This is a genomic window from Dyella psychrodurans (assembly GCF_003363265.1).
GTDB lineage: Bacteria > Pseudomonadota > Gammaproteobacteria > Xanthomonadales > Rhodanobacteraceae > Dyella_B > Dyella_B psychrodurans.
On record NZ_QRBF01000001.1, the window covers coordinates 671953 to 684051 of the forward strand.

11 protein-coding genes are annotated in these 12099 nt (G+C 62.2%); 6 read left to right on the forward strand and 5 right to left on the reverse strand.

From position 1 onward, the window contains the following. Positions 1–119: 119 nt before the first annotated feature. Positions 120–800: a (d)CMP kinase gene (gene cmk / locus DWU99_RS03120; RefSeq protein ID WP_199535689.1), complete on the reverse strand. Its 681-nt coding sequence runs from the start codon at positions 798–800 to the stop codon at positions 120–122. A 108-nt stretch (positions 801–908) separates the two neighbouring features. Here cmk and DWU99_RS03125 point away from each other — a divergent pair, with 108 nt between their 5' ends. The 4 genes from DWU99_RS03125 to ykgO all read left to right on the forward strand — a co-directional run bounded on the left by DWU99_RS03125 (position 909) and on the right by ykgO (position 4601). Then, on the forward strand, positions 909–1166 hold the full coding sequence (locus DWU99_RS03125) for an acyl-CoA-binding protein (protein ID WP_115476519.1): 258 nt from the start codon (positions 909–911) through the stop codon (positions 1164–1166). Between the two features lie 83 nt (positions 1167–1249). Beyond that, a complete protein-coding gene (locus DWU99_RS03130) occupies positions 1250–3268 on the forward strand; it encodes an NADPH-dependent 2,4-dienoyl-CoA reductase (protein ID WP_115476520.1) in 2019 nt (672 codons plus the stop codon). Between the two features lie 232 nt (positions 3269–3500). Next, positions 3501–4412, forward strand: a complete 912-nt coding sequence (locus tag DWU99_RS03135) for a LysR substrate-binding domain-containing protein (RefSeq protein WP_115476521.1) — start codon at positions 3501–3503, stop codon at positions 4410–4412. A gap of 63 nt (positions 4413–4475) precedes the next feature. Beyond that, complete coding sequence (gene ykgO, locus DWU99_RS03140; RefSeq protein ID WP_115476522.1) at positions 4476–4601, forward strand: type B 50S ribosomal protein L36; 126 nt, start codon at positions 4476–4478, stop codon at positions 4599–4601. Between the two features lie 68 nt (positions 4602–4669). Here the strand turns inward: ykgO and DWU99_RS03145 are convergent, their stop codons facing one another. The 4 genes from DWU99_RS03145 to carA all read right to left on the reverse strand — a co-directional run bounded on the left by DWU99_RS03145 (position 4670) and on the right by carA (position 10309). Beyond that, complete coding sequence (locus tag DWU99_RS03145) at positions 4670–5416, reverse strand: SDR family oxidoreductase (protein ID WP_115476523.1); 747 nt, start codon at positions 5414–5416, stop codon at positions 4670–4672. 63 nt (positions 5417–5479) lie between these two features. After that, on the reverse strand, positions 5480–5956 hold the full coding sequence (greA, locus tag DWU99_RS03150; RefSeq protein WP_115476524.1) for a transcription elongation factor GreA: 477 nt from the start codon (positions 5954–5956) through the stop codon (positions 5480–5482). Next, on the reverse strand, positions 5953–9180 hold the full coding sequence (gene carB / locus DWU99_RS03155; protein ID WP_115476525.1) for a carbamoyl-phosphate synthase large subunit: 3228 nt from the start codon (positions 9178–9180) through the stop codon (positions 5953–5955). Before carB ends, greA begins: the two co-directional genes overlap by 4 nt. A 1-nt stretch (position 9181) precedes the next feature. After that, the gene (gene carA, locus DWU99_RS03160; protein ID WP_115476526.1) at positions 9182–10309 is read right to left on the reverse strand and encodes a glutamine-hydrolyzing carbamoyl-phosphate synthase small subunit; all 1128 of its coding nucleotides are present in this window, start codon (positions 10307–10309) and stop codon (positions 9182–9184) included. A 217-nt stretch (positions 10310–10526) separates the two neighbouring features. Between carA and DWU99_RS03165 the strand changes: the two genes are divergently transcribed. Both DWU99_RS03165 and DWU99_RS03170 read left to right on the forward strand, forming a co-directional pair. Next, complete coding sequence (locus tag DWU99_RS03165) at positions 10527–11222, forward strand: 2OG-Fe(II) oxygenase (protein ID WP_115476527.1); 696 nt, start codon at positions 10527–10529, stop codon at positions 11220–11222. A 66-nt stretch (positions 11223–11288) separates the two neighbouring features. After that, positions 11289–12041: a tetratricopeptide repeat protein gene (locus DWU99_RS03170; RefSeq protein WP_115476528.1), complete on the forward strand. Its 753-nt coding sequence runs from the start codon at positions 11289–11291 to the stop codon at positions 12039–12041. Positions 12042–12099 lie beyond the last annotated feature (58 nt).

The window sequence follows — 12099 nt, forward strand, 5'->3', positions numbered from 1 at the left end:
CGGATGTTTGCGCACGGGCGAGGCCCACCGGTTGTGGGTGTCTTTGGGATCGCTCCCTCGGCACCGTTGACCAAAACCCCATGCCGCGACATGGAGCACCAAAGCCGCCGCAACCGTGGTTACGGTTTGACGACGGCTAAAACCTTAGCGACCACATCCTCGATCCCCATGCCAGTGGTATCCACCAACACTGCATCGCGGGCGGGCTTGAGCGGCGCGACGGCTCGCGAGGCATCGCGGGCGTCACGCGCTTCAATTTCGCTCTGAAGGGATGAGAGTGTAACGCTTAGTCCCTTTTCCTTCAACTGCTTATAGCGTCTTTTCGCCCTTTCGGCGGCGCTGGCGGTCAGGAAGACCTTGTACGACGCATCGGGAAATATCACCGTTCCCATGTCGCGCCCGTCGGCCACCAGACCCGGCGCCTTGCGGAACCCGAGCTGCAGCGCGACCAAGGCCTGCCGTACGGAAGGCACCGAGGCGATGGCGGAGGCCGCCGCACCGGCCGTTTCGGTGCGAAGCTCGTCGGTGGCGTCGTGACCGTTTACAATGACCCGGGTTTCGCCGCCGTCCGGTGCGGCGCGAAACTGGATCTTGGTGCTCGCCGCACAGCGGGTCACCGCGTCCGTGTCGGACAGATCCAACCCGGCCATGCCTGCCGCATAGCCGACCGCCCGGTAAAGCGCGCCTGAGTCCAGGAGTCGCCAGCCCAGATGCTCGGCGACCAGCCGGCTGATCGTGCCTTTGCCCGACCCGGAAGGTCCGTCGATGGTGAGAACGGGCACAGGCGGACTCGTTGGCATGGACTGACCTGATGGCACGGGAAGTGCTTAGCTTAACGTGTTTCAAGGGGTTTCAGGCTCATGCTTACCAGCTCTCCATCCGTCACATCGCCGTACCAGCCACCAGCCATGAACGACCTCCAACGCGAGTTCGAGCAAGCCGCCACGGACATCAAGCAGCTTGGCGAACGTCCCGACAACGACACTCTGCTCCGCCTCTACGCGCTCTACAAACAAGGCCTCGACGGCGATGTCCACGGCGCGCAACCCGGCTTTTTCGATTTCATCGGCACCGCTAAGCAGGAAGCCTGGACGCTGCTCAAGGGCATGTCGCAGGACGAGGCGATGCGGCAATACATTTCACTGGTACGACAATTGCTGCCCTGAGGGTCACCTGCCCTGCCTGGGCCACTTGCGCCCACAGGGACTAGTCAGGCACATTCATACGATCGTTTGAAGACGGTCGCCACATGAACTATCCGCACCTGTTCGCCCCGCTTCAGCTGGGCCACGTCACGCTGCCCAATCGCATCCTGATGGGCTCGATGCATACCGGGCTCGAGGACAAAGCGTCCGACTTCGACAAGCTCGCTGCCTATTTCGCCGAACGCGCCCGCGGCGGGGTCGGCCTGATGGTGACCGGCGGCATCGCACCCAGCATCGAAGGATGGCTAAAACCCTTCGGCGGCCGGTTGACCTTGCCATGGCATAAGCCCCGGCACCGCAAAATCACGCGCGCCGTGCACGCGGAAGGCGGGCGCATCTGCATGCAGATTCTGCATGCGGGCCGCTACGGCTATCACCCGCTCTCGGTCGCGCCGTCGCGCATCAAATCTCCGATCACGCCTTTCACCCCGCGCGAACTCAGCACGCGTGGCGTGGAGCGCACCATCCATGACTTCGTACGCTGCGCAAGGCTGGCCCAGGATGCCGGTTACGACGGCGTCGAGGTGATGGGTTCGGAGGGATATCTGATCAATCAATTCATCGCGGCGCGCACCAATCAACGCCAGGACGATTGGGGCGGCGATGCAGACCGTCGCATGCGGTTCCCGGTGGAAATCGTGCGACGCATGCGCGAAGCCGTCGGTCCCGATTTCATCATCATCTACCGTCTGTCGATGCTCGACCTGGTGGAAGACGGGCAGGACTGGCAGGAAATCGTGACGCTGGCGAAAGCCATCGAACAAGCCGGCGCCAGCATCATCAACACCGGCATCGGCTGGCACGAAGCGCGTGTACCGACCATCGTCACCAGCGTGCCGCGCGCGGGTTTTGCGTGGGTGACGAAGAAGCTCCGTGGCGAAGTGTCGATCCCGTTGATCACGACCAATCGCATCAACATGCCTGAAATCGCCGAACAGATTCTCGCAAGCGGCGAAGCCGACATGGTGTCGATGGCGCGGCCGCTGCTGGCCGATCCGGATTGGGCGCAAAAAGCGAAGACAGGCAACAGCGAACGCATCAACACGTGTATTGCGTGCAATCAAGCCTGCCTCGATCACGTGTTCCAGAACCGGCGCGCAAGTTGCATGGTCAATCCGCGTGCCTGCCATGAAACGGAACTGCAGATTGTTCAGGCCAAGACGCGCAAGCGGGTTGCCGTGGTTGGCGCAGGCCCTGCAGGCATGGCATGCGCAACCACACTCGCCGAACGTGGCCATGACGTCACGTTGATCGATAGCGCGGGCGAAGTCGGAGGTCAGTTCAACTACGCCAAGCGCATTCCGGGCAAGGAAGAATTCCACGAGACGCTGCGTTACTTCCGCCATCGCCTGAGCGATCTCGGCGTGCGTCTACGATTGGGAGAAACTGCCGATGCCGCATCCATCACGGCGCAAGGCTATGACGATGTCGTGGTGGCAACAGGCATCACGCCACGCAAGGTGAGTTTTCCGGGCAGCAATCATCCGCGCGTTCTCAGCTATCTGGACATCCTTGCGCATAACCAACTGGTGGGACATCGCGTAGCCGTTATCGGAGCCGGCGGCATCGGCTTCGACGTCGCCGAGTTTCTTATCGAACACACGCCCTCACCGACCACCGACGTGGCGCGATGGACGCGCGAATGGGGTGTCGACATGCAACTGGAACAACGCGGTGGTCTGAAACAGGCGCATCCCGAACCTGCCGCACGACAAGTCTGGCTGTTGCAGCGCACGGAAGGTCGGCCGGGAGCGCGACTGAACAAGACCACGGGCTGGGTCCATCGCGCGACATTGAAAAACAAGAAAGTCACCATGCTCGGCGGCGTCAGCTACGACCGCTTCGACGATCAAGGACTGCACATCACCGTCGAGGGCCAGTCGCAGGTGCTGCCGGTCGACCACGTCGTGGTCTGTGCAGGCCAGGAACCCAACCGAAGCCTGGCCGACGCGCTTCTCTCGCAAGGACAGCGCGTTCATGTGATCGGGGGCGCCGATGTGGCGGCGGAACTCGACGCAAAACGCGCCATCGCTCAAGGCACACGGCTTGCTACAGAACTCTAAAAGAGTTCTGTAAGCCATTCTTTCGGAAGCAGAAAAGGAAGCGCCCCGCTAGCGACGCGTCGGTAGTGGCTCTGGGGAGGGAGACCGAATACCGCGGGGGTAGCGTCGCTGCGGGGCGAGGGTCAGCGGCACTCGGGGGGAGGGGGTCAGTGCCGCGACAGGGACTATATTATGATCGACGCGATACAGAATCAAATATATATTTGAAGCCCCATTTATACGAAAGTCATATATGTTTGATTTTCGCCAGCTGCGCTACTTCATTGCCGTCGCCGAGGAGCTCAGCTTCACCCGGGCGGCACAACGGCTGCACCTTTCCCAGCCTCCCCTTTCGCAACAGATCCAGGCGCTGGAACAGGATCTGGGCATCCGGCTGTTGGAACGCGACAAGCGCAACGTCGCGCTCACCGCCCCGGGCCAACTATTCCTCGAGCAGGCACGCAGGATCCTCGCGCTGGCCGACGAAACCCGTACCCGGGTGACCGAGGCCGCAGCAGGTTTCAGTGGGCACCTGAAGCTTGCCTACACCGTATCGGTGTCGTTCCACCCGGCCATGCCGCAAACCCTGCTCTTGCTAGGACAAAATGCACCCAACATTCGAGTCTGGCTCAGCGAGATGTACACCGAGCCCCAGTTCGCCGCCCTGCGCGCCGGCCAGATCGACGTGGGTTTTGTACGTGACGAGCCCAGCCATGAAGACGATGTCCGCGCCTTGCGGCTGGACGTCATCGACCGTGAACCGCTCATGCTAGCCCTGCCCTCCGGCCACCGCCTCGCGGACCGCGAGAGCCTCGAGTTGGGAGAAGTGGAAGGCGAACCCTTTGTGATCCAGCCGCGCGAACTGGCGGCGACCTTGTACGACCGGCTCGTGCTGCTGGCGGCTAAATCCGGATTCCATCCGGTGGTGAAGCAGCAGGCTCAGCAAATCAACGGCCTGATCGCCCTGGTCGCCGCGGGCATCGGCATGGCCCTGGTTCCCGCCAGCATGAAGGCGGTGAGGCTTGCGGGGGTGAGCTACGTACCGTTGGCCGATCCGGATGCCTATCTCCTCCTGGCGGTCGCCAGCCGCCTGGAAAACCCGTCTCCGGTGGTGCATCAGTTCCTGGAGACGGCATCCGAGGCCAAGACCGTGCTGGGCTTGTGATAAGTGGTTCAAATAGATATACTTACGCGCTTTCTTCGACCCATTTCGTTCCAGGAGCCTGCCGTGAAGGTGCTTTCCTCTTTGAAGACCGCCAAGCAGCGGCACCGTGACTGCAAGGTTGTGCGCCGTCGCGGCAAAGTGTTCGTGATCTGCAAGAGCAACCCGCGCTTCAAGGCGCGTCAGCGTTGATCTGCATCGCGAACGCATAAAAAAGCCGCTGCATAGCGGCTTTTTTTATGGCTGAATGACAACGCTACTTAGCGACCACCACTGACGTCGAGTAGCGAACCGGTGATGTACGACGCAGCATCGCTCAACAGCCACACGATAGCTTCCGCAACTTCATCGGCGGTTCCCGGACGACCAAGCGGCGTTTGCGCTCCAAGTAAGACGGCGCGATCCGGGCGCCCGCCACTTGCGTGAATCTCGGTATCGATGAGTCCAGGGCGAACAGCGTTTACGCGCACGCCTTGCCCTGCGAGTTCCTTGGCAAGACCGAGTGTCATCGTATCGATGGCGCCTTTCGACCCTGCATAGTCCACGTACTCGTGAGGCGAACCGAGTCGTGACGCCGCGGACGACACGTTGACGATCGAGCCACCATTGCCGCCGCGATCCTTGGACATGCGCCGCGCCGCTTCGCGTGCGCATAAATAGGCACCTAATACGTTGACGTCGAACACGCGCTTCAGTCGTTCTGCGCTCATGTCGGCCAATGGCATGGACGGAGCGACAATGCCTGCATTGTTGACGAAGGCGTTGATGCGGCCGAATGTTGACTCGACCGTATCGAACATGGCCATGACATCCGATTCGTCAGCGACATTGCCGCGAATCGCGCACGCCTTGCCGCCGGCCTGCTCTACTTCGGCAACGGCCTCCTGCGCGGCGTGCTCGTTTTGCGCGTAGTTGATGCCGACCGACCAACCGCGCGCACCGAGAAGCTTTGCGGTCGCTCGGCCAATGCCACGACTTGCGCCGGTGATCAAAACAACGTCTGCCATGTCAGATCCCCGCGTCCACAACAAGCGCGGGCATCACGCGACGACGCGGATGCCCGGCTTGGCTCACTGATAACTGACGCCGGTAATTTCGTAGCGCTTCACGCCGTTCGGCGCCTTGAACTCGAAGCTGTCGCCCGCGCTTTTGCCGATCAGCGCGCGAGCGATGGGCGACGACACCGCGATCAGGCGTTGCTTGATGTCCGCTTCGAGATCGCCAACGATCTGATACGTCACCGATTCGCCGCTGTCTTCGTCTTCCAGATCAACCGTGGCGCCGAACACCACCTTGTTGCCGGCGCTGAGACGCGACACGTCGATCACTTCCGCCGTGGACAATGCCGCTTCCAACTCGGCGATGCGACCTTCGATGAAGCTCTGCTGCTCGCGCGCCGCGTGATACTCGGCGTTTTCCTTCAGATCGCCGTGTGCGCGTGCCTCGGCAATCGCCGCGATGATCTTGGGACGCTCGGCCGATTTCAGGCGATCGAGTTCGCCGCGCAGTCGTTCCGAACCGACCTTGGTGATGGGGGCGCGACTCATGCGCTCAGCTCCTTGTGAAGTTCCTGCAGGCTATGCACTTCGCCGGTATCGTGGAAATCCAGCGAATGCACCAGCGCACGCGCGCCTGCGACGGTGGTGGAGTACGTAACACGATGTTGCAGCGCCTCGCGCCGGATCGAGAACGAGTCAGCGATGGCCTGCTTGCCCTCGGTCGTGTTGACGATATAGACGATCTCGCCGTTCTTGATCAGGTCGACGATATGCGGACGGCCTTCGAGCACCTTGTTGATGCGCTCGCAAACCACGCCGTGGCCCGTCAGATAGGTAGCGGTGCCGGAGGTCGCGACAAGGCTGAAACCACGCGCGGCAATATCCTTGGCGACCGTCAGCAAGCGATCCTTGTCGGCATCGCGCACCGACACGAACACCTTGCCCTTCGGCGGCGTCTTGATCCCGGCGGCATCGTGGCCGCGCGCGAAGGCGGCGCCGAAGCTCCGCCCCACGCCCATCACTTCGCCGGTGGAGCGCATTTCCGGGCCGAGGATCGGATCAACGTTCTGGAACTTCAGGAACGGGAAGATCGCTTCCTTCACCGAGTAGTAACCTGGAATGACTTCGCGCGTCGTGCCCTGCTCGATCAGGCTGCGGCCCGCCATGCAGCGCGCCGCGATCTTGGCCAGCGAAACGCCGGTGGCCTTGGAAACGAACGGCACCGTGCGCGAGGCGCGCGGGTTCACTTCCAGAATGAACACCGTGTCGCCCTGGATGGCGAACTGCGTGTTCATCAGGCCAATGACCTTCAACTCCTTCGCCATCAGCGCGACCTGGCGGCGCAATTCGTCCTGGATAGCAGGCGACAGCGAATACGGCGGCAGCGAGCAGGACGAATCGCCCGAGTGCACGCCCGCTTCCTCGATATGCTCCATGATGCCGCCGACCAGCACGTTGCCGGTCGTGTCGGCGATGATGTCGACGTCCACCTCGACCGCATGATCGAGGAAGCGATCCAGCAGCACCGGCGAATCATTCGATACCTGCACGGCTTCGCGGATGTAACGCGACAGATCCGCATCGTCGTACACCACTTCCATCGCGCGGCCACCCAGCACGTAACTGGGACGAACGACCAGCGGATAACCGATCTCGCGTGCCAGCGCCAAGGCTTCGTCGGCGTTGCGCGCAGTGCGATTCGGCGGCTGGGTGAGACCCAGCTTGGTGATCATTTGCTGGAAACGTTCACGGTCTTCGGCAAGATCGATCGAATCGGGCGACGTGCCGATGATCGGTGCGCCAGCCGCTTCGAGTGCACGAGCAAGCTTGAGCGGCGTCTGGCCGCCGTACTGCACGATCACGCCCTTGGGCTTCTCGAGATCGACGATTTCGAGCACGTCTTCCAGCGTCAGTGGCTCGAAGTACAGGCGATCGGACGTGTCGTAGTCGGTCGACACGGTTTCCGGGTTGCAGTTGACCATGATGGTCTCGAACCCGTCTTCGCGCAGCGCCAGCGCTGCGTGCACGCAGCAGTAGTCGAATTCGATGCCCTGCCCGATGCGGTTCGGGCCACCACCCAACACGATGATCTTGTCGCGATTGGTGGGGTTGGCTTCGCACTCTTCCTCGTAGGTCGAGTACATGTACGCCGTGGTCGTCGCGAACTCCGCCGCGCAGGAATCCACGCGCTTGTACACGGGGCGCACGCCAAGCGTGCGGCGCAGGTGGCGGATGGCCGCTTCGTCCGTGCAGGTGAGTTCGGCCAGGCGCGCATCGGAAAAGCCAAGACGCTTCAGCTCACGCATGCGAGGCGCATCGAGCGCGGTGAGACCTTGCTCGCGCACGTCTTTCTCGGTGAGCACGATGTCTTCGAACGCCGCCAGGAACCAGGGATCGACGCGGCTCAAGTCATGCACTTCTTCCAGCGTCAAACCCGCACGGAATGCATCGGCCAAATGGAAGACGCGATCCGGACGCGGTTCGCGCAATTCGCGCTTGAGCGTGGCCAGGCCGTCCTCGGTGCCAATGTCCAGACCCGTCGGATTGAGACCGGTCTTGCCGATCTCCAGCCCGCGCAGCGCCTTTTGCAGCGACTCGTGGAAGCTGCGGCCCATCGCCATCACCTCGCCCACCGACTTCATCTGCGTGGTAAGGCGCGCGTCGGCCTGCGGGAATTTCTCGAAGGCGAAGCGTGGAATCTTGGTGACGACGTAGTCGATGGTCGGCTCGAACGATGCCGGGGTAAGACCGCCGGTGATGTCGTTCTTGAGTTCATCCAGCGTGTAGCCCACAGCAAGCTTCGCCGCGATCTTGGCGATCGGGAAGCCGGTGGCCTTCGAAGCCAGCGCGGACGAACGCGACACGCGCGGGTTCATTTCGATCACGACCACGCGGCCCGTTTCCGCATTCACGCCGAACTGCACGTTGGAGCCGCCGGTGTCCACGCCGATCTTGCGCAACACCGCAATGGAGGCATCGCGCAGGCGCTGGTATTCCTTGTCGGTGAGCGTCTGTGCGGGCGCCACGGTGATCGAGTCGCCGGTGTGCACACCCATCGGGTCGAGGTTTTCGATCGAGCACACGATGATGCAGTTGTCCGCCTTGTCGCGGACCACTTCCATCTCGAATTCCTTCCAGCCGAGCACGGATTCTTCCACCAGCACTTCATGCACCGGTGAGAGTTCAAGACCACGCTTGACGATCTCTTCGAATTCTTCACGGTTGTACGCGATGCCGCCGCCCGAACCGCCGAGCGTGAAGCTGGGACGGATAATGGTCGGGTAACCGACAGTCGCCTGAATGTCCACCGCTTGCTCAAACGAACGCGCAACGGCGGCCTTCGGGCATTCCAGGCCGATCTCGGACATCGCGACACGGAACAGCTCGCGGTCTTCGGCCATGCGGATCGCTTCGCGCGACGCGCCAATCAATTCCACGTTGTACTTTTCGAGTACGCCATGGTCGGCGAGATCGAGTGCGCAGTTGAGGCCGGTCTGTCCACCCATGGTCGGCAGCACGGCATCAGGGCGTTCCTTGGCGATGATGCGTTCCACCGTCTGCCAGTTGATCGGCTCGATGTAGACGGCGTCGGCCGTCTCCGGATCGGTCATGATCGTGGCGGGATTGGAGTTCACCAGGATGACGCGGTAGCCCTCTTCCTTCAGCGCCTTGCATGCCTGCGCGCCGGAGTAGTCGAACTCGCAGGCCTGGCCGATGACGATCGGGCCGGCGCCGATGATGAGGATGCTCTTGATGTCGGTACGTTTGGCCATCTCAGCGGGCCTCCTGCATCAGCTTGGCAAAGCGGTCGAAGAGATAACCGATGTCGTGCGGTCCCGGACTCGCTTCTGGGTGGCCCTGGAAGCAGAACGCCGGACGATCGGTGAGTGCGAAACCCTGCAGCGAACCATCGAACAGCGAGGTGTGCGTGACGCGCACGTTGGCGGGCAGCGTTGCGCCATCCACCGCGAAGCCGTGATTCTGCGACGTGATCAGCACGCGGCCGTCGTCGTGATCTTTCACCGGGTGGTTGGCGCCGTGATGGCCGAACTTCATCTTCAGCGTCTTCGCACCGACCGCCGCGCCCATGATCTGGTGACCGAGGCAGATGCCGAAGAGCGGAATCTTCGCAGCGAGGAATTCGCGCGTGGCGGCAATCGCGTAATCGCAGGCCGCCGGATCGCCGGGGCCATTGGAGAGGAACACACCGTCGGGCTTCATGGCCAGCACATCGGCGGCAGGCGTCTGCGCCGGCACCACCGTGATCTCGCAACCGGCCTCGGCAAGCAGACGCAGAATGTTGCGTTTCACGCCGAAGTCGTAGGCCACCACCTTGAAACGCTTGGCAGGCTGATTGAAGGCCGTGTGATCGAGGTCGTACACGCCTTCGTTCCAGCCGTAAGGCTTGTCGACGGTGACTACTTTGGCCAGATCCATGCCGTTTAGGCCCGGGAACGCACGCGCCTTGGCGAGCGCTGCATCGGCATCCACCGATTCACCGGCCACGATGCAGCCGTTCAGCGCACCCTTGTCGCGCAGGATGCGCGTAAGGCGGCGCGTGTCGATGCCGGCAATGGCAACGATGCCATGACGCTTGAGATAGTCGGGCAGGCTTTCCGTGCTGCGCCAGTTGCTGGCCCGGCGCGGCACGTCGCGCACGATCAGGCCGGCGGTATGCACGGTGGTGGATTCGGCGTCTTCGGCGTTGCAGCCTGTGTTGCCGATATGGGGATAGGTCAGGGTAACGATCTGGCGGGCATAGGAAGGATCGGTGAGGATCTCCTGATAGCCCGTCATCGCCGTGTTGAAAACAACCTCGCCAACAGTTTCGCCAGTCGCACCCACGGCGTGGCCGTGGAACACGCTGCCGTCTTCGAGGGCAAGCAGAGCGGGAATGGGCATGGGGGCCGCCTTTTAGGTGCAGCAAGGTCCGCAAGCCGCTACGAAGCAGGCTTGTGGACCTTGGGTCAAGGAAAGTCTCGGGCGGGTTGAAATGATAGGCGGCAAGGCGCTTTCTGTCCACTCAAAACCGATACTGAAAAGCGAAACTGCTACACGGCACGTTTAGCACGCTCGCGCTAGACTGACAGCCACTTAGCTCGGGAACCTGCCAAACTTCATGAATGCGACCGTCCTGCTGGATCCCATCCGACTCGACCGTCCAGACACGGACGTACGGGAGAAACCCTTCCCGTTCATGATCGCGCACGGCCAATTGCCCGACGAGGCACGCGGCGAGCTGGAGCGCGATTTTCCCAAGTACGCCAGCGCCGGTTTCTTCCCCTACGACCCCGTCGACTGCGGGCCGTCGGTCAATGCTCTGGTCGCGCAGATGACCACGCCGCAATTTGCCCGCGCGATCGGCCGCTACCTAGGCATCGAGAACCTGGGCCAGTACCCCACGCTCGTCACGCTGTGCCGCGCACTGAACAAACGCCACGGGACCATCCACACCGACAGCCGTTCCAAGGTCGCCACGGCGCTGCTCTATCTGAACACGCAGTGGCCGGATACCAGCGACGGCTGCCTGCGCTTTCTCAACCGCATCGACAACATCGACGATCTGGTCGCGCCGGAACTCAAGCCGCTGTACGGCGAATTCGCCGTGTTCAAACGCTGCGACAACTCCTTCCACGGGCACCTCCCGTACGAAGGCGAGCGTCGCGTAATCCAGGTGGCCTGGCTCACCAGCGAAGAAGAAAAGCTGCGCAAGACCAAGCGCGGCAAATTCTCCCGGGCCTTCAAGAAACTATTCGGCGTGCTGGATCGCAAGCTGGGTGCGGATCGCGATCGCAACGCGTCGCATCGGGATTGATCGTCCGCCTCCCAAGCCTTCCACCCATGACGTAACATCGTCGCCTTGATCGCTTCGGGGGAAGCCATGTCTTTCGTGTTCCTGCTGTCTCTGGCCTTGCAGATCGCCTGCGCCGTGCACGTGGTCCGCAGCGGACGCCCGTTGTACTGGATATGGTTGATCCTGATCGGCTCCTACCTGGCGGTGCTGGTCTATGTGGTCATTGCGGTCATTCCCGACCTGCGTCACAACCCGGGAGGCCGCAGGGTCGCCAGCAAAGCCATGAACGTGATCGATCCGCAGCGTCGCCGGCGCGAACTCATGCAGCAGCTTGAGCTGAGCAATACCGTGGACAATCGCCGCAGGCTCGCCGGGGAATGTCTCCAGCAGGGCGACTACGCCAACGCGCAAGAGCTGTATCAGGAACTGCTGACCGGCATGTACGCCACGGATCCGGACTTCATGCTGGGACTAGCCCAGGCACAGGCCGGCAACGAACGCTATGCCGACGCGCGTCGGACGCTGGATGCATTGATGAACGCCAATCCGAACTACAAATCCAGCGAAGGACACCTGCTCTACGCACGCTGCCTGGAAGAACTCGGCGAAACCGAAGCCGCGCTGGAAGAGTACCGCGTGCTGGCCGACAGCTACCCTGGCGAAGAAGGTCGCTTCCGCTACGGCCGCCTGCTCGGCCGCAACCAGCGCCTGGACGAAGCGCGCAACGTGCTGCAGGGGCAGCTCAAACGCGCCAAATTGATGCCCGGCTACTATCGTCGCAAGGAACGAACCTGGCTCAAGGCCGCGCAGCTGGAACTATCCCGACTGGGCCAGCCTTGAGTTCGCATGGTGTGCCGCGACGCGCTGCCGCGTGCGGCCCTCGAGGAGCCTGAGTCCA